Consider the following 19,301-nt stretch of genomic DNA (forward strand, 5'->3'; position numbering starts at 1 on the left):
TTTAGCCGCTTTCGCTAAACACGCTTACTACGCGCACTTAACTCTTCACTTCTAAAACCTGCATTAACTGCTTCACTTTCTTTTCTTGCCTTCCCCGCCTCTCGACGGGAGCCGAACTATAGCAAATACCACTCAGCCTTGCAAGAGCTATGTCTAAAAATATTCTTCATTAGAAATAGTCAATATTAAAACCCGCTTTGTTACTATCCAAAACACGATCGGCCAATCACATATCAATGACAAACGTCCAAAGACATCAGTACCACACGCTAGATGGCATGCGCGGAATAGCTGCGCTATTGATAGTTTTGTTTCACACATCCAATTATTTTGCGGGGCTATTTTTTCCTGAGAGTTACCTTGCTGTTGATTTGTTTTTTGTTCTTAGCGGATTCGTCATAGCAAAAGCATATACACAACGCCTTGACGAGGGAGTATCGACTTACTCTTTTATACGCATACGTTTGATCAGGCTTTATCCACTTTATGCAATGGGAACTTTGCTGGGAATTATCTTGGCAATAGCGAGTGTTATCGCTGGAAGCAATGTCGCCAATTGGAGTATTACGACCTTATTGCTCACTAGCATATTGGCAATGCTCGTCCTGCCATCCCCGTTGACGCCTCAGCTCTACGCGATCAACGCACCATCCTGGTCGCTACTATTTGAACTACTTGCCAATGCGCTTTATGCGATGTTTTATCGGTTGCTTAGCATCAAGAAATTAATCCTCATCACATGTTTAGCCGCAATTGGATTAAGTATTTGTGCAGTCAAATTCGGACATCTGGACCTCGGGTACCAATGGTCTAGTGCCGTCGGCGGCATTCCCAGAGTGACGTATTCTTTTTGTATGGGTCTGCTCATTGCAGCATACAGGGACCAATCTCCGTGCTTGAGACTACCCAGCTGGTGTGTTCTAGCGCTTTGCATAAGTTTGTTATGCATAAGCCCAACAGCAAATTTACGGCCTTTATATGATCTCGCTACGATTTTATTTCTGTTCCCGATATTGGTATTGATCGGAAGTAGATCAGAATCAGACAAAAAATGGATTAAAACCAGTTATGCCACATTAGGTTCTATTAGCTATGGGCTCTATGTACTGCATGTTCCTGCGGCTCTTTTAATTGACATTGCCTGCAAAAAATTACTCCGCAAAGAATTTGCCGCCTATGCGCCAATCTCAGGAATTATCTTGCTGCTTACTTTGGTGCTCATCATCTGGTGGCTCGATCGCGTCTATGACCAGCCAATCCGAAAAAAACTAACGCAACTATTGAAATATTGAGCTCACGTGCTCATTTCATTTCGGGATATGGGCTTTTACCGCCCTCAGAAATAAAACGATCGATACGTTGCTCTAGTACCGATAGTGGGACAGAGCCCAACTCCAAAACTGTATCGTGAAAATTCCGGATATCGAATTTTTCTTTCAATGCAGCTTCTGCTTTGCGACGAACCTTCCAGATAGTCATCTCACCTAAATAGTATGAAAGAGCCTGAGCCGGCCAGGAGATATATCGGTCCACCTCCGTTTCAACTTCATGCATGGAAAGCGCTGTGTTTTCTCTCAAATACTTCTGCGCCTGCTCCCGGCTCCACCCCTTAGTATGAATACCGGTATCAACGACCAGGCGAGCCGCCCGCCAGGCCTGATAACTCAGCATTCCAAATAATTCATAGGGCGAGTCATACATACCCATTTCAACACCAAGTCGCTCAGCATATAAAGCCCAGCCTTCTCCGTAAGCCGATAGATAAGCCTGCCGAAACTCGGGCCGCCCCTTTTGTTCCATCGCAACGGGCATCTGAAATGCATGTCCCGGTGCCGACTCATGCAAAGTCAATGCAGGCAAACTATATAAGCCTCGCGATGGCAAGTCATATGTATTGACTAAGTAGATTCCAGGCCCGCCACGACCTGATGTGTAAAACGGTGCCTGATCATCAGGAACCGGCTTAATGGCAAAGCGTCTGCGTGGCAAATAGCCAAAATAAGCGGCGGCCTTACCATCAAATTTCTTCGCAATAAACGCGGCTCTCATCAATAATTCTTCAGGCGTCTTTGCATAAAACTGAATATCAGACCTGAGAAATTGTAAAAAAGCTGGAATATCTCCTTTAAAACCGGCTTGACGAACCACGTCACCCATCTCTCGCCGTATTTTCGCAATTTCAATCAGACCGATCTCATGAATATCGTCTGGAGATAGTGTTAAGGTCGTAAATTCTTCTATTTTTGACTGGTAGTAAGCCTTACCATCTGGGAGACTTTCTGCGCTTAGGTCTTGCCTGGATTGCGGAAAATATTCAGCTCGCAAAAATTGCAATAATAGTTTGTGCGAAGGAAGTACGAATTCTCGTACCGCCTTGATAGCTGCCTCCCGTAAACGAACTTGTTCTGTTATTGGTACAGAATCAGGCATCTTAATAAAAGGAGCGAAGTAAATATTACCCTCTATATTTGGCGCATTGATAACCGACTCAACAGATGCGTCACGCCCCAGCAAAGTCACGCGCGGTGGAGTGAAGCCACGCTGCAAACCCGACCGCATATTTTCGATTTGCTCAGAAAAATAGCGCGGCATATCATTTAACTGCGCAAGATAACACTCGAAATCCAGACTACGTGACATTGGGACTTTAGCGATGTAAGTCAGATCAGACCAAAAAGCAGAATCGGCATTGAGAGGCTTTTCGTAGTCACGAAATTCCTGGCTATGCAGCAAGCTGGTGATCTGCATCTTATAGACAGCAAAATCAACTTGCTCAGAAGCAGACAATTCAGCAGTATTAATTTTATTTAGCTGATCGACAACGCCAGTCCAATAACGACGCTTAGACTCCTGTACTAAATAACCGACTCTTGGCAAACTGGCAGATACTTTTTGCTCAGTCTCCTCATCCACCTCCCCGGTCTCGGTTTGCCGCCAAGCCCATTCTTTGATGTAAATATCTTTAAATCGATTGCTGGCAGTATCACTTTCGGCATAACACTGGGCAGTCGACAACAAGATGATGCAACAGGTAAATTTAGTAAGTGTTGTTCTCATGAATAGTTATCAATATTGATGTCTATCTAAAATCAACATCATGACTTACACAAAAAATTACTTATCGGCACGATAAGGATCAACTTCAGGAGAAATCTCTGGAGCAACCAGCGGCAATACCATCGTGAAGCGAGTGCCTTTACCGATATGACTTTCCAGATCAACTGAGCCGCCCAATACACCGGTGACCAGGTTATACACGATATGCATCCCCAGTCCAGAACCGCCCTGTCCCAGTTTTGTCGTAAAAAATGGATCGAAGACGCGCTTTTGGTCCGCATCTGCGATGCCGTTGCCATCATCCGCAAACACAATCTCCACATGTCCGGTATCACGAAGACGGCTTGATATCCGCATCTCGCCGCTCTCTTTGCCATCAAAGGCGTGATTCAATGCATTTGTCATAAAATTGGTAATAATTTGTCCAAGAGGACCTGGAAAACTATCCATGGCCACGTCTTGAATTAAATCAGTTTTCAAAACAAAAGCGCCTTTATGAAACATAGGCATCAATGTCGCAATAACCTCCTCTAAAGCCGCCTTTAAATCGAACTGCCGTCGCTGATTGCTAGACTGATCCACAGCAACTTGCTTAAAGCTCCTGACCAGTTCACGTGCAATACCTAAGGTCCTCATCAAAAGCGCCGTGCCAGTTCCAGCGCTCTGTAAATAGCTATCCAAGGTCGAGCGACGCAATTTGCCCTCCTCAATATCTTGTAGCAATTCTCTGGTTTTATCCTGCAATGTACTGGCAACGGTGACACTATTGCCGATAGGCGTATTTAGTTCATGCGCAACGCCTGCCACAAGAGAACCCAGCGCCGCCATTTTTTCGGAGCGAATCAATTCATCCTGCGTTCTCTTCAGCGACTCCATTGCTTCAGCGAGTTCTATATTCGCCTGCTCAAGCTTGATCGTTCTTAGTCTGACTCTGGCCTCCAGCTGCACCGTCATCTCGCGAATTTCCTGCTCAATCTGGTATTGTCGAGTGACATCATGCAAGCCAAAAATAAACACTTTTTCGCCGTTCATGGCGAACAGACGCGCCGACAATAAACAAATGAGCACTTGCCCATTCTGGTGACGATGATGTATTTCAAAACGATCGACACGCCCTTCGTTAAATAGCAACTGCATCATGGCATCGCGCTGCTCAAGTTTTTCCCAAAATTGCAATTCGAGTGCGGTTCTTCCCACTACATCGTCACGTAAATAACCGAACAGAGCCAACCACACGTCGTTGACCTCAATGAATAAGGACGAGTTAACACTAACAAGCCCTAAGGCAATTGGGGATAACTGGAAGATCGTTGAGTATTTATATTCGTTCTCACGCAAAAGCATTTCAGCTTTTGCTCTTGCCAACTCGGTGGCAATTTCCTGATCAATATTATGAGAAGCTAACAAAAGATACGTTTCATCACCGGCGACAAATTTAGAGCCAGAAACACGGCATTGAAAAATATGTCCTGCCTTATGGCGAAAGGCGATTTGCATCCCCCTCACCTCTCCATCTTGCTTGATCAGTTCAATCATCTCCTGACGCTGATCTGCGGATGCCCAAAGATCCAGATCTCCCGACGTGCGTCCGATCGCCTCTTCGCGCGTATAACCCGACAAAGGTTCCCAGTTTCTATTCACATCAATATAGTGACCATCAGCCATGCGGGTAATCGTCAGCGTATCCGGAACCAGTTGGAAGACCGTTGCCAGAACAGCTTCTCTTTCCCGCAAATTAACTTCGGCTCGCTTTCTTGCATGTTCACTTTCACGGATTTCGGTAATGTCGCGCATTGCCGTCAGCAAGTATCTCTGTCCATCGGATTCAAAGATTGTACAAAAAGCTTCCGCCAGGATTGATGCTTCTCCCTTACCTCTGAACCTGATCTCTTCACCGCGTATGCTATCCCCTTGACCTAAGCTCAATAACCTTTTGACGAATTGTGCTCTACGCTGAGTATCCTGCCAGAGACTTAAGTCCTGCTCTGGATGCTTGCCAATCGCCTGGTCGCGCTGCAAACCAAACATAGATAACCAGTGCGTATTGACATCCACCAATATGCCGTTATCCATACGGATAATACTGATCGCCTCCGGAACAAGATCAAATATTTTGACAAATCTCTTTTCACGTTCACGAAGCTGAATCAAAGCCTCTTTGCGCTGATTTTCAATTTTATGAAATTCAGTCCGGTCCTCGACCAGATACATCACAAAAGACTCTCCCCCAACCTCAAAACGCACACCAGAAATACTCACAAAATAATGGTGCCCCAGTTTATGCCGGTAGATTGCCTGAAGGTCATGCACCTCACCAGTAGTCCGTATAGCCTCAAGCAATTCATCGCGCTGGCTGGTATTGACCCAAAGCTGCAACTCCAATGAATATTTACCCAGAGATTCTTCACGGCTATAACCAGTCACCGCTTCCCAGTGCCTGTTCACTTCGACATAGCGGCCATCCTTTTCTTTGCATATGACGAGTACATCCGGTACAAATTGAAAGACTTTTTCAAACAAAGCCTCTCGCTCTCTCAATACCCCCTCAGCTTGCTTACGTACGCTCATTTCATCTTGAATTGAGGCTGACAATATCTCGCTCTGCTTTCTCTGCTCCAGAATAGCGACTACCAATAAAAGCATGCCTGTACTTAAGTCCAATAAACTGGACAACATGAAACCCCATGGCAGCAAATCACTGTTACCGCGAACAAAAGGAAAATCAAGAAGATGCATGCCTCTCAATGCAATCAATAGCGATAGTGTCTTATACCCACCATTGCGATCAGTCTGCGGGACACGCCAAAAACTGACCGCCGATGCAATCAGCATGAGGCCAGCAAATAAATACACGGGAAATTCACGGAAAAGGCGATCAATTCCGGTCAGATGCGAGACAAAACTCCAGAGCACCAGCAAGAAGAAGCATAAAATAATACGGGGAGTCGCAACAGATTTATGTAAAAAAATGCGCGTACCGTACCAAAAGGAACATGCGAGCCCTACCGTAAAAAAATCAACTCCCATTGCAGATAACGGAAATCGATAAACCTCTAATAAGGCGCAGAATTGACGAAGAGCGATGCAGGCATACGCAATCGCCCAGAATCGGGTGGCGCTGGCACTGACTTTGATGCGCTGCAAATACATCAGAACAAGCATGGTAATCGAGCTGATGCCAATTGCCCAAGCGATTGCAACGGGTAGAAAAAAAGACGGCATAGAGACTGTGCTCAGACGAGTGTAGGACTACCAAATACTACGATAGTGAATATTACCACCGGGTATTTGCACTGGCGTAATTTGAAATAGAAAATATGCTAATTAGTTGTCATTTGTTAAAAATAGTGGTTCGACCTCTTGATTATCATAGGCGCTTCACATAAGATTAAAACAGAGAAAAAATTTAATCCAAGCAACAGGGAGAAAACTGATGAAGCTTCAGAACAGTAAGATGCCCGGCTTGTTAAACCTCCACAACAGCGATAGTCAGACGCCTCGTCATTTAATGGCATCTGGCATTCATCTCCGTGGATTTAAGCAAACAGGCATGATTGCGCGCCTGTCCGACGATGTGATCTCCAGTTGCTCCGTTGGTCAGAGTGATGATGACGATCTCATTGATTTCTTGGAAGAAGAGCTGGAAACACAAGACCCCAAACTGGCAATGCTCCCCTGGAAAATCCTGATTGCCGATGATGACAGCAATGTCCACGACACGACCCTGCTTGCATTAAGCGGCGTGAAGATTCATGGTCGCCCACTTGAATTTCTACATGCTTACTCAGCAAAAGAGGCGCGCCAGTTAGTCGTCGACCATTCCGATATCGCTCTCATTTTGCTGGACGTTGTCATGGAAACCGTCGATGCCGGATTGAAACTCGTCAGTGTCATTCGCAATGAGTTGGGTCGTCAGAATTTACGTATCGTATTACGCACTGGTCAACCTGGCTATGCACCAGAAAAACAGGTCAATTATGAATTTGCGATTGACGGCTACACGACTAAGTCCAAATTGACACGATCAATTTTAATCTCCGTGTTAAATGACACACTCTCCGAAGCACCTCCTGCACAAAATTTACCGAACTAACTGATTGCCGTTAAGTCATTGCAAATAAAAAAGGATGTTAAACAAACTAACATCCTTTTTTAATGTTCACGACTGACGGCCAAGCTTACTCAGCGTCTATCTGTCTCGCTGGAGATGCGTCAATAAAAGCCGGAAGCTGCATGCAATGCTGATTAATACTCATCAGAGTAGGCACCTGACTTAAATCACAGTTAAAGCGCTGAGCATTAAAAATCTGGGGTATCAGACAGCAATCCGCCAGACTAGGCGTATCACCAAAACAAAAACGGCCAGCGCACTGATCCTCAACCAAACGCTGTTCTAAAACCCGCAATCCTGACATACACCAATGTTGATACCATGCATTTTTTTGCTCATCGCTTAGTCCCAGATCTTTGGACAAATACTTCAATACCCGTAAATTATTCACCGGATGGATTTCACAAGCGATTCCCAGTGCAAACGCGCGAATTTTGGCGCGAACAACCGGATCCTTAGGCAATAGTGGAACCTCCGGATACACCTCCTCCAGATATTCCATTATAGCCAGCGATTGATTAACCGAAAATTCTTGCCCTTGATATTGATCCAGCAAAGCCGGCACCAGTGCATCAGGATTAACTTGTTTAAACGTATCCGATAATTGTTCGCCGCCATTTTTTACCAGATGAACAGGAAGGACCTCATACTCAAGGCCTTTCAGGTTCAAGGCGATACGTACGCGATACGAAGCTGAACTGCGGAAGTAACTATAGAGCTTCATAAAATTTATTTAGGTAGTCTTAAGAAATACGGACTTTTAATTCGCCGACGCCTGCAATACGTGCCTCCATTAAGTCACCCGGCTTTACCGCAGCAACTCCCTCTGGCGTGCCTGAAAATATCAAATCGCCAGGCTGCAATTCATACAAGGTGGATAAAGTGGCGATCACTTCCGCCACATTCCAAATTAATTTATTAATATCGCTATCTTGTCTCTGAACTTGATTTACATTCAGGTGAATATTGCCCTGATCTATCCATCCCGTCTGAGATACTGGATAGACGGGAGAAATCGGGGCTGAAAAATCGAACCCCTTCGCTGTACACCATGGTCGTCCTTGTTCTTTAGACTCCAGTTGCAAATCTCTGCGTGTCATATCCAGACCTACTGCATATCCCCACACATGGGACATCGCCGTTCCCACAGAGATATTTTTTCCGCCGACACCAATCGCCACGACCAGCTCAACCTCATGGTGCAAGTTATTCGTCATACTTGGGTAAGGCATTTCACCGATTTGTCCATCTAACACCGGCAATACCGCGTCTGCCGGCTTCATAAAAAAGAAAGGTGCTTCACGGCCGGTCCAGCCCATCTCTTTTGCATGCTCCACGTAGTTTCTCCCTACGCAGTAAATCCTGTGAACAGGAAACAGCTGACCTGAATTTGCTACTGGCACTGCGGGTGTTTTAGGATCGAATACATAGCTCATGGCATTTCCTTTCTTTTAATCTCTTTTAGTATCTTGTAGTTCCGTTTATTTTTTCGGCAAAGGCAATGTTACATGTTGCTCGCTTTCAGCAAACGTGCCACGCGCTGCTGCTGAGAGGGTTCAAGAACTGCAGGGATAGAATATAGTCGCTGCAACTGCTCAAGACTGGCGCTGTGCTTATTGCCAGATTTGAGAGTCTCCTGCAACACGTCGACCTGCATCTGTAAACGAAGCCTGGATAATTCCGCCGGACTATCAATGCCATTCAATATCTCTAGCTGCAAAATGATTTTCCCTGCGATTTCTGCATTAGCGGACAACTGATCTGCATAGTTCTCATCTCCCGACTCAACCGCTTGCATCCATGCGGCAAAGCGCCTATTTAATGTCTGATCGAGTAAGGTCAATACTGCTTTTTTCTGCGACAAATGATTCCAGTCAACCACCCATTTTGCCAAGCTCAATTTACTCTGCTCAAGGCTCTCTGACAGCTGACGTTCGACTTGCTGACACAAATCAAATTTTGACTGTAATTGATGTCTGGCTGCCTGAGCGTCACCTTCCCTTGCCTGTTCAATCTGATGTTTTAGTTGTGAACAAATCGCCTGAAATTTTTTCTCAATCGCATCGTCCTCATTACGTGGGACCGCACCAGTCTCACGCCATGACTGCGTGACCTCTCGCAGCAATTGTTGGAGCTGGGACTGATCTTGCCGCTCCGTTAATGCAATCACTTGCTCGACGCGCTCGCAAATTGCTAGTTTAGTTACCAAATTCGATTTACGCTCTTCGTCAATCTGCCCAATAGTCGCCTTCCTCTGGGTAAATAAGGCATCACAGACAGCGCGGAATTTTTCCCAAAGCTGTTGCTCCTCTTTACGACGCAAGGGTAAAGCGAGCGCCCGTTCTTGCCAGCGAGTTTGCAGCTGCTTTAACTGATCAACTGCATCACGACGTGCAGGATCAATTGCCGTCACTTGTTGAATCAGTTGCTCTCTCAGATCAATCTCGGTTTTTCTTTGCAGATCCAGTGGCTGCGACAAGGACTGATATAACGTATTAAACATGGCATCAAGACGCTGTTTGTGCTTACGGTCTACATTGCCTGATTCGCGCCAGGCTTGTTTCAGTTCATTTAAAAAATGAGCTACCGACTTCCAGTCCGAGCTTGCTAACAACGCATCGGCTTTGTTGCGCCAGCCTGTAAGTAGCGCTTCTGCTTTTTCCAGATTCTCTGACCGCACCTGAGCAAGTTGCTGGAAATATGCCGCAGCCGGTGCGTATGCAAGATTGCAAGCAGCATCAAATCTATCCCAGATGTCTTTTGATGCGCCGCCAGTGCTTGCTTCCAAGGATTTCCAGCGCTCTCTCAAACCGCCAATTTTCTTTGCGAGCTCATTAGGCTCCAATTCTTGCGCTGGCAAATTCTCCGCGGCTCTGATTAATTCATCACGCGAAATACTACCGCCCCATTTGGCCCACGACAAAAGACGTCCTAATTCTGACTGAACTTTAAAGAGACGTTCTTTTTGGTCGCTGGCTAAGCTGCTACGTTTTAGATCAACACCACGCAAGGTATCACGCTCAATTTTCTGTGCCTGCAATGCACTACCCTGCTCCAGAGCAAGTTCCATCGCCTCTATTGCTTTAATGATTTGCTCTGTACTCACCGCTGATAAGGCTGGAGTAGCTGGTATGACTGGCTTACTTTTCGCTACCGGCGGCACAACCATAGGCGTACTCTCGTCAGTCTCACTTATGGCAACATCCGATGATCGATGAGCATAGCTTTCAGCATCATCTACCGGCATTTGCTGCACCATATCTGAACGGACTGCCGCATCTTCAGAACTGCTTTTTTGCGTTTGTAGCCAGGCCCATTGCTGACGTACTGCTTGCATTTTTTCAGTAAAGTCGGACAGCAGATTCCTAGGCAGGCTGGGAGCTTCTGGCTCGGACAATAATTGATCAAATTCGTTTTGCCATTGATCAAGCTGCACTAGATGCGCTGTATCAGCAATCCCCATTGATGCCTCTAGCAGATGAGATAGATCAATGATTTTTCTTTGCAAAACCGTCTGCGACACAATCCTTGCCTGCAATGCTTGATACTGATGACCGAACTCTTGTTTCAGATCATCAGGAAATACGCTGAGCTTCGCGGTCAATTTATCCAGCTCAATAAGCTGTTGCGGAATCAGTTTTTCGTCATGAACTAATCGCTGCGCCTGTTCTACGCATTGGATCGCCAGTTGTCGTTGACGATCCAGTGTCGCAATGTCGTCCAGCCTGGATTGCATTAACTTCGCAACGCGTTTATCCATATTACGCAAAGCGTTCGCAACTTTTCGTAAAGCCTCCTGACTATGCACGTGCTGCGCAGCGCTAAAACGTCCATCTGCAAAATCACAACTGAGTATGATCTCGACCAAGGCGTTTTCATCCTTCGTCAAGGTTTGTATGCGCTCCATGACTTCGGTACGTTTGCCCGCAATCTTTACGGCATTTTTCTGACGTTCACTCTCTTTTTGTTTACCCTCTGCTGAGGAAGTCACATCTGCCGGAGAGATGTTAGTAGATGCAGGTCGGCGCTTAAAGAGGAACTCAAACATGTGGATAGATAAAGAGAGGTAAATGAGCAAAGCACACATCATAACAATATCTGCCAACCGCGACCAATATTGGCTCAGGACAGGCAAGCTGCCTTAGTCGTTATCGGTGATGAAAGCGGCGAACGTATAGGGGGAAATGATAGCGATCAACGTATGCGCCGGATCAATGTATCTACCGATTTCATCGCAATAATTGTCTCGGTATTGTTAATAACCCCCGATCACAGATGCGCCGCTATAATCGTGTTATCCACATCGTTTTCATTCTCTGCCAGAATTTTTTAAGGTGACATCGTCATGACAACAACAAGCTGCCTGTACCCGCAATTTTTGATTCCTGTTGAGCCACGTGGGACGGTATTGCTGGACCATGCCTTAGTGATGCAAGACGATAAAATCGCTGCCATCCTGCCTTCGGATCAGGCAAGGCAACAATTCCCGGAGGCGACCCATACGGTCTTGCCAAAGCATGCTCTGCTGCCTGGTCTGGTGAACCTGCACGCCCATTCGGCAATGAGCCTGTTACGCGGCCTGGCAGACGATTTGTCTCTGATGGACTGGCTGAATCATCATATCTGGCCTGCAGAAAAAAAACATGTGTCCGATGAATTCGTCTTTGACGGCAGTGTGCATGCGATGGCAGAAATGATCAGGGGCGGCACCACGACGGTCAACGATATGTATTTTTGCCATGAGGCGGTAGCCCGCGCCGGCATTCACTCTGGTATGCGGACGATCGTCGGTTGTAGCATTCTGGAATTCCCGACCGTCTATGCGAATGATGCGGATGAATACATCAATAAAGCACTCGCAGCACGTCAGAGTTTTATCGGTCAGGACGGTATCTCGTTTCGTCTGGCACCACATGCTCCGTACACGGTCGCCGATGAAACCTTTAGTAAAATCATTGCCATCTCAGAAAAAATGGGTATGGACATCCATTGCCATATCCACGAAACGCAAGACGAAATTGATACCAGTCTCAAGCAATATGGCATGCGGCCGTTACAGCGCCTGCATCAACTGGGCTTGCTAAGTCCAGCGCTGATCGCCGCTCACGTCGTTCATGCCAATGATGCCGAAATCGCTCTGCTGGCCAGGCAAGGTGTGCATGTCGCTCACAACCCTGCCAGTAATCTAAAACTTGCCTCAGGTTTCGCACGTGTTCACGCAATGCAAATGGCGGGTATCCAGGTTGGCATTGGCACCGATGGTGCGGCGAGTAATAATAAGCTCGATCTGCTTGGCGACTTACGCATGGCAGCCTTGCTGGCAAAAGCAGAATCTGGCAATCCCACCGCCCTCAATGCCAGCCTCGCACTCGAAATGGCAACCATCGCCGGTGCCAGAGCATTGGGCATGGAACAGCAAATAGGTAGCCTCATCGCTGGCAAGCAAGCGGACCTCATTGCCATCGATTTATCGGCAATCGAAACGCAACCACTATTCGATCCGATCTCACAAATCGTCTATGCCGCCGGACGCGAACAAATCAGTCACGTCTGGGTGAATGGCGCATGTCTGATGCGTGAGAGAACGCTATGCGGCCTGCAGATGGACCAATTACAAGATAAAGCGCGCTGGTGGCAAAGCAAAATCGCGACATCTGCCGCCTGAATCTCTCACCTGAAATAACTACCCACCTGCCCTGACCAATTTCTGAGGAAACCCGTTTGATGAACTTATCCGGTATATCGTCCCTGCTGATCTCCTTTGCCACACTGACCGGCATTGCGGCAAACACTGGTGCAGCGTACGCTGCCAGCTCGTTGACACCCGCATTGGCATCCTCCTTGACAACGACATTGACGACCGTATCCGAACGATCCGGTTTCATCACAACCGGTCGCTATGATGAGGTCATCGCTCTCTGTGCTGAGTTTGAAAAAAACTATCCGGATGCTGTGCGCTGTCTGGAATTTGGCCGCACACCGGAAGGTAGGCCTATGCTGGCCTTAGTAGCGTCACGTAGCGGTGCATTGAGCGCAGCACAGGCGCTACAACAAGGCGTGCCGGTGACCTTGATACAAGGCGGTATTCATGCGGGAGAAATTGATGGCAAGGATGCCGGGTTTTTAGCGCTGCGCGAAGCTCTGGAAGACACCAATGCCAAAGGCGCACTGGCTAAACAAGTGCTGCTCTTCGTTCCCGTGTTTAACATCGATGGCCATGAGCGCTTTGGTCGCTGGAATCGCCCGAATCAGCGCGGTCCTGAAGAAATGGGCTGGCGGACTACTGCACAGAATACCAACCTGAACCGTGATTACGTTAAGGCCGATTCTGTCGAAATGCAGGCGATGCTGAAACTGATCAATGACTGGGACCCAATGGCGACCATTGATCTGCATGTCACGGACGGGGCGAAGTTTGAACATGATATTTCTATCCAGGTTGAGCCGGTCAACTCTGGCAATGCCGGACTGCGCCAGTCTGGCAAGCAATTCCGTGACGCAGTGATCGCCGATCTTGCAAGGCAAGGCTCCTTGCCTCTGCCGTTTTATATGTCGTTTGAAAAAGAAGATGATCCGATGTCGGGTTTTGTTGATGCCGCTCCTCAACCGCGTTTCTCGCACGGTTATTTCGCCTTACGCAATCGCTTCGGCATGCTGGTAGAAACACACTCCTGGAAAGAGTACGCAACCCGGGTACGAATTACCCGCAACACCGTGATTTCGGTACTAAATCAGGTGGCGGCACATGGTATAGAATGGCGAAAACTGGCTCTCGCAGCTGATCTGCAAGCAGCGGCGCTGGCGGGCAAAGAGGTTCCTGTCAGCTACCAGACAACACAGAAGACCACGCCGCTTGCCTTTCGTGGCTATGCCTATACACGAACTCATTCCGAGATTTCTGGCGCTTTGATGACGCGCTACGACGAGAGCAAACCGCAAATCTGGAATGTCACTTTACGTAATGAAATCGTTCCGCAACTCAGCATCGTCGCGCCGCAGGCTGGCTATATTGTCAGTGCAGGATATGCCGACCTTCTTGCGAAAAAACTGGCGCAGCACGGCATCGTGTTCCGTCCGCTCAAGTCGCCACTGCAAAAAACGCCGGTAGAAAGTTACCGTGCCAGCAAAGTCGACTTCAGCCCGCAATCCTTTGAGGGACGTCAGATGCTAAAGCTGCATGGTGACTGGAAAACCGAAGTACGCGATCTCCCGCGAGGCAGTTTATTTGTACCCATCGCTCAAGCCAAAGCCAATCTAGTCATCGCAATGCTGGAGCCAAGCGCACCGGATGCACTGGTCAACTGGGGCTGGTTCAATAATGCCTTCGAGCGCAAGGAATATATGGAAGCCTATGTTGCTGAGGACGTCGCACGTGAGCAACTGGCTGCCGACCCCGCATTGCGTGCTGAATTCAATCGACGCATCGCCACTGATCCAGCTTTTGCCAAAAGCGCTTCAGCGAGACTAGATTTTTTTGCCCGCCGCCATTCGTCCTGGGATGATCGTTTTAATTTATATCCCATAGTAAGAACCGCGACGGTACCAGAATAAACAGCCCTCCTCCGGACCGGCCATCTCAATAAGGTGGCTGTCCCCACGTCAATGCAAAGCTGAACACCATGAGCACGACATAAGGAAAGGCAACGGTGGGACGCAACGCCTGTGTCAGATATTCGGCGAATAAGCCGCTTACGCCGGGCCGGTCATTCAGCCACTCAGTATGCAATTGAAACGCTGTGCCGCACGACTCCGCCGATTGCAAGCAGGATTCAATCCGCAAGATCCTCTTAGTGAGCCGTGCCTGCGATGTCCTGACAATCGCTTCTTGCAAGCATAATGTTGCAAGCAGACCGAGCATCATCCACACGGTAAAGCTAAACATCGCCGTCACGACGAACAAAGTAAAAGCACTCAATTTGATCCAGAGACAATTGCGCTCCAGTGCCTCGATATTCGTTTGTAGCACACGCCACTCTTGCTCTAATCCACTCAGGGCGCTGATCGTCATCTTATTTCCCTTCATTACTTATTGTTGATTCGTTGTTGGTTCGCTGTTGATTGCTAACTGCTTAGAAGCGGAAAGAGTGAAAACATATACTCCCCCCTATTTATCAAAAACACTGCCATTACCGCACATCTTTATTAGGTATTAAAAATATACTACCTACCAGTATATTAAATTATGGCGATATCCTGATATCGTCGCCGCCAAAAAAACTACCAGGCTCACCGCAAGACTTTGCCTGAATTGCAAGCAGTTGTAACCCACATTGCAGACTACGGCATTGAAATCCTCGCACATCTCATAGGCAAAATCTGCCATACAGAGATGTCCGCAGAAAGAAACTTTCTGTTGCACTTCTGTTGCGTGACAACACAGATTTATCTCGCCTCATGTCACCGCAAGCGCACTCTGAAGCGTTATACGCATGTAGTCAACTTTCTGAACGGGTTTCATCATGCGTATTACGACTTCCATCAAATTCCTTGCAATCGGCACTCTGTTACTCAGTGCCGGCATCAGCGGCACTGCTGCAGCGCATGATTGGGATAGAGGAGACTGGCGCCCTCAGCCGTATTACACCAGAGAAGTCATACGTAATTACAACTATGTGTACTACCCGGCACAGCAAGTCTATTACGCGCCCGACAGCGGCTACTGGTACTGGGCCAACGGCGCTAGCTGGCAATTCGGCAACCGCCTGCCCGGCTATTTCAATATTGATCTGCAATTTGGCGGCGTACCTGTCGTGCTGCGCTCCGAACGTCCCTATGTTGAACATGTCTACGTGGAACAAGTATACGGACGTCCGTGGCGTGACCGCTATTATCCACGCGGCTACTATGAACAACGCGACTATCGGGAACATCATGAGAACCGCGAGCATCGCGAGTTCCGCGACGACCGCTGGAACCGGGAGCATCGTGAGGACCGGGACGATCGGCGTCACGGCGACGATCATCGCCGCTAAGTCGGCGTATCTGACATGGCAGCCAGACTATGCAATGCGGATACTCCGGCTTATGCGCCGACCAGGCTGGCAGCAATATTGATCGAGAAACCGAGAATCGCGACGTTAAATAAAAAACTGAGCACCGACTGCGCAAGCACTGTCTTGCGCATTTCCCGCGACATCACCGAGACATCCGAGGTCTGTACCGCCATGGCAATGGTGAACGAAAAATATAAAAAATCCCAATAATCGGGAGTTTGCTCTTCATCCGGAAAGCGCAATCCACGTTTATTCTTGGGCGAGCGGTAAAACAGCAAGGCATAGTGAAACGTGAACACCATCGCCAGCAAACTCCAGGACCCGAATACGGTCATGCCTGTGAAGGCATATTTCAGTAACCGGATATTTTCCGACATCCCCTTCATATTGGCCAATTGAAAAACTATCGCGACCAAACTGGCAGTCGCAGACAAAGAGAGGATTGCCAATACTGCAACCGCACTCTCATCTTCCTGCATCGCAATTTCATTAATACTCTCGTGACTGGCACAACTCATCAACCAGCCAATCAAAACAAGGTAAGTCCATACGCCCACATTCCAACCGACTAATGCGCGGGTCATCCAGTCCAGACTATCCGGCAGCAGCCAGCCTGTCACCAGCCCCAAGGCAAAAGTCAGAACCAGGCGTGGTCTGCTATGAACAAATTGTTTTATCGGATGCATGAGAAAGCGGCCTGTGGAGGTGAGAGAAATTTTGCAATGCGGATCGCATACTGATCGATATTGTCACGCAATATACTTACCGTAGTATATTAGAGCCTGCACTGCTGAAGAGAAACAAAATCATGTCAATTGAGTGAAAATTTATTACACTGTAAGCATCATGAGATCTCGATTATGAGCAAGCGACATCAATATTTATCCTTGTCCGAAATTTCCGCAGGCCGGGTACTGGCCGACGATTTGCTGGATAAACAAGGGCATGTGTTACTGCCTGCAGGTGTGATGTTGACTGACAGCATGCTGGCCTCGGTTGCTAATCATCATATACGCCAGTTATCTGTTGTTACCGAGAGTGAGCAAGATGAGGATCTGGACGAGGCAAGTGTGAATGCGCTCAAACAACATCAATTAGCTCGTCTGAACATATTGTTCCGCCATATTGATGATCAGATGCCGACCAGCATATTGCTCGATTATTTGCGTGCTTACCGGAGTGGCGACCTATGACTCCAGATATTCCTGCACCAAGCAGCCAGCACTTGCTGCTGAACGATGTCGTTCGACACATCAAAGACTTACCGACGTTACCGGAAGTTGCAAGAGAATTGCTCTCTAATCTTGATGATGACAATATCAGTCTGGATGACATTTCAGAAAAAGTCTCTCATGACCAATCACTCGCAGCAGGCGTGCTACGCGTGGCAAATTCTTCTTTTTACGGTAGTAATTCCAAGGTCGTCACCATTCAGCAAGCGGTCTCCATGCTTGGCATGCGTCAGGTAAAAAACCTGATACGACTGACGGCAATCAGCAATAGCTTTCCGGCGTCCCGGTGCAGGAATTTTGATTTTCAGGCGTTCTGGAGTCACAGCATTGCAACTGCCGAATGTGCAGAACTGATCTCAAGAACACTGCACATGAAACATGATTTTGCGTTTACCGCAGGCTTGCTACACGATATAGGACGGCTGGTACTGGTCACACGCTTTCCTGCACAATACGAACAGGCGATTTTGTACCGGCAGCAAGAGGACTGCTATCTACTAGAAGCAGAACAGGCTGTAATGGGCATTGATCATGTAGTCGCGGGCCTGACACTCGCTGATCAGTGGCAGTTTTCTGAAGCGATTCATGATGCCATTCGCGGTCACCACGATCCCGACATCGAAGGCCTCAATTCGGTTGCCTCAATAGTCCATATCGCGAATGCGATTGTGCACGGCCTCGACCTGAGCCATATTGATGATGATCTCGTACCACTGATATCCCAAACCGCATGGAATACCGTAGGATTAGACAAGGCGGAGTATTTACGGATTTTTCGCGAAACCGAAATGCGCTTTGAGGCAATTAACGGCATTATTTTATAAATTTTTGACAGCAATTCATGTATTTGGAAAAAACCCTTTTGGAACCGCTCACCTGCTTCGGCAATGCTGATTATAAAATCGATCGCATTCACTTATTCCGCGATATTTCTGAGGAAAACCTTCATCTCATCGCAGATATCATTCAACACTGCGCTATCGTTAAAGCCCGTACTGGCCAGATCGTACTCGATGCGCACAGCTCCGGTGCAAGATTGTATGTAGTGCTGCAAGGCGTACTAGGCATTACCAGACAAGATGCCGGCAGCAATCAATTAGAGACAGCGATTACGCAGTATTTGCCGGGAGAATGCGTTGGTGAAATCTCGGTACTGGATGAGGAGATTCACTCTTCGACAATCAGCGCACTGGCGGATAGCGAGCTGCTGGTCATCGAGGCGGAAACCTTATGGCGCTTGATTGACGAATCGAACGGTGTCGCTAAAAATTTACTGCAATTGCTATCGTTTCGTATCCGCGCCGCCAATGCACAAATCCGGAATCGCCAGAAAGTCGGAGAATTTTATCGCCAGTTATCGATGGTGGATGGTCTGACTGGCCTGCACAATCGTGCCTGGCTGAATAGCCAGCTCCCCGGAATGATAGAACATGCTCATGCAACCGGCAATCCGCTAAGTATCATCATGGTCGACCTGGATCACTTTAAGCGATTTAATGACGATTATGGTCATCTGGTGGGTGATGATGCGTTGCAAAGTGCGGCCAAAGTCATGAATGCCGGTCTGCGCCCCTCTGATTTTGCTGCCCGCTATGGCGGGGAAGAGATGATCGTGATTTTGCCAGGTACGACACTGAAATCAGCGATTGCTGTGGCAGAGCGGTTGTGTACCCGACTACGTAAAACCCGGGTATTTGAAGAGCGCGAAAAACCTTTACCGCATATTACCGGGTCTTTTGGCGTAGCGACTTTATCAGCGGGACAAAATACTGCTGCACTGATTGCAATAGCTGATGCCGCTTTATACCGTGCCAAAGATGAGGGGCGTAATCGCGTCGCCTCCTGAGAAACAATACAGCGAGGAGCGACAAATAAAAAAGCCTGCAGATATGTTGATATCCGCAGGCT

Annotated in this window: 15 protein-coding genes; 8 read left to right on the plus strand and 7 right to left on the minus strand. The window is 47.7% G+C overall.

Going from position 1 to position 19,301, the window contains the following annotated elements; genetic code table 11:
• The first annotated feature begins 236 nt into the window (after positions 1 to 236).
• Entirely contained in the window at positions 237 to 1,292 is a 1,056-nt protein-coding gene (locus tag ACO0K3_RS18840) for an acyltransferase family protein (RefSeq protein WP_422987281.1), read from the plus strand.
• Between the two features lie 10 nt (positions 1,293 to 1,302).
• Here the strand turns inward: ACO0K3_RS18840 and ACO0K3_RS18845 are convergent, their stop codons facing one another.
• Both ACO0K3_RS18845 and ACO0K3_RS18850 read right to left on the minus strand, forming a co-directional pair.
• Entirely contained in the window at positions 1,303 to 3,057 is a 1,755-nt protein-coding gene (locus tag ACO0K3_RS18845; protein WP_422987283.1) for a DUF885 domain-containing protein, read from the minus strand.
• A 57-nt stretch (positions 3,058 to 3,114) separates the two neighbouring features.
• On the minus strand, positions 3,115 to 6,279 hold the full coding sequence (locus ACO0K3_RS18850; protein ID WP_422987285.1) for a PAS domain-containing sensor histidine kinase: 3,165 nt from the start codon (positions 6,277 to 6,279) through the stop codon (positions 3,115 to 3,117).
• A gap of 211 nt (positions 6,280 to 6,490) precedes the next feature.
• On the opposite strand from ACO0K3_RS18850, the gene ACO0K3_RS18855 reads away from it, so the two are divergent.
• Complete coding sequence (locus ACO0K3_RS18855) at positions 6,491 to 7,150, plus strand: hypothetical protein (RefSeq protein WP_422987287.1); 660 nt, start codon at positions 6,491 to 6,493, stop codon at positions 7,148 to 7,150.
• 85 nt (positions 7,151 to 7,235) lie between these two features.
• Here ACO0K3_RS18855 and maiA read toward each other — a convergent pair whose 3' ends face one another.
• The 3 genes from maiA to ACO0K3_RS18870 all read right to left on the minus strand — a co-directional run bounded on the left by maiA (position 7,236) and on the right by ACO0K3_RS18870 (position 11,216).
• Positions 7,236 to 7,892 carry a maleylacetoacetate isomerase gene (maiA, locus tag ACO0K3_RS18860; RefSeq protein ID WP_422987289.1) on the minus strand — a complete coding sequence of 219 codons (657 nt, stop codon included), beginning with the start codon at positions 7,890 to 7,892 and terminating at the stop codon, positions 7,236 to 7,238.
• A gap of 19 nt (positions 7,893 to 7,911) precedes the next feature.
• Entirely contained in the window at positions 7,912 to 8,604 is a 693-nt protein-coding gene (locus tag ACO0K3_RS18865; protein ID WP_422987291.1) for a fumarylacetoacetate hydrolase family protein, read from the minus strand.
• Between the two features lie 68 nt (positions 8,605 to 8,672).
• Positions 8,673 to 11,216: a DUF349 domain-containing protein gene (locus ACO0K3_RS18870; protein ID WP_422987293.1), complete on the minus strand. Its 2,544-nt coding sequence runs from the start codon at positions 11,214 to 11,216 to the stop codon at positions 8,673 to 8,675.
• Between the two features lie 297 nt (positions 11,217 to 11,513).
• On the opposite strand from ACO0K3_RS18870, the gene ACO0K3_RS18875 reads away from it, so the two are divergent.
• Entirely contained in the window at positions 11,514 to 12,833 is a 1,320-nt protein-coding gene (locus ACO0K3_RS18875; protein ID WP_422987295.1) for a TRZ/ATZ family hydrolase, read from the plus strand.
• A gap of 59 nt (positions 12,834 to 12,892) precedes the next feature.
• A complete protein-coding gene (locus tag ACO0K3_RS18880) occupies positions 12,893 to 14,719 on the plus strand; it encodes a M14 family zinc carboxypeptidase (protein ID WP_422987402.1) in 1,827 nt (608 codons plus the stop codon).
• Positions 14,720 to 14,744: 25 nt separating this feature from the next.
• Here ACO0K3_RS18880 and ACO0K3_RS18885 read toward each other — a convergent pair whose 3' ends face one another.
• Entirely contained in the window at positions 14,745 to 15,176 is a 432-nt protein-coding gene (locus tag ACO0K3_RS18885) for a hypothetical protein (RefSeq protein ID WP_422987297.1), read from the minus strand.
• Positions 15,177 to 15,627: 451 nt separating this feature from the next.
• On the opposite strand from ACO0K3_RS18885, the gene ACO0K3_RS18890 reads away from it, so the two are divergent.
• On the plus strand, positions 15,628 to 16,140 hold the full coding sequence (locus tag ACO0K3_RS18890; protein ID WP_422987299.1) for a hypothetical protein: 513 nt from the start codon (positions 15,628 to 15,630) through the stop codon (positions 16,138 to 16,140).
• A 50-nt stretch (positions 16,141 to 16,190) separates the two neighbouring features.
• Here the strand turns inward: ACO0K3_RS18890 and ACO0K3_RS18895 are convergent, their stop codons facing one another.
• Positions 16,191 to 16,847, minus strand: a complete 657-nt coding sequence (locus ACO0K3_RS18895; protein WP_422987301.1) for a DUF1345 domain-containing protein — start codon at positions 16,845 to 16,847, stop codon at positions 16,191 to 16,193.
• Positions 16,848 to 17,021: 174 nt separating this feature from the next.
• Here ACO0K3_RS18895 and ACO0K3_RS18900 point away from each other — a divergent pair, with 174 nt between their 5' ends.
• From ACO0K3_RS18900 to ACO0K3_RS18910, 3 genes are read left to right on the plus strand one after another with little or no spacing between them, the layout of a single operon-like run.
• Complete coding sequence (locus tag ACO0K3_RS18900) at positions 17,022 to 17,354, plus strand: hypothetical protein (protein ID WP_422987303.1); 333 nt, start codon at positions 17,022 to 17,024, stop codon at positions 17,352 to 17,354.
• Positions 17,351 to 18,217 carry an HDOD domain-containing protein gene (locus ACO0K3_RS18905; protein ID WP_422987305.1) on the plus strand — a complete coding sequence of 289 codons (867 nt, stop codon included), beginning with the start codon at positions 17,351 to 17,353 and terminating at the stop codon, positions 18,215 to 18,217. Before ACO0K3_RS18900 ends, ACO0K3_RS18905 begins: the two co-directional genes overlap by 4 nt.
• A 23-nt stretch (positions 18,218 to 18,240) precedes the next feature.
• On the plus strand, positions 18,241 to 19,239 hold the full coding sequence (locus ACO0K3_RS18910; RefSeq protein WP_422987307.1) for a GGDEF domain-containing protein: 999 nt from the start codon (positions 18,241 to 18,243) through the stop codon (positions 19,237 to 19,239).
• Positions 19,240 to 19,301: the final 62 nt, after the last annotated feature.

It is taken from the genome of Undibacterium sp. Rencai35W (genome assembly GCF_049340185.1).
Lineage (GTDB): Bacteria > Pseudomonadota > Gammaproteobacteria > Burkholderiales > Burkholderiaceae_D > Undibacterium.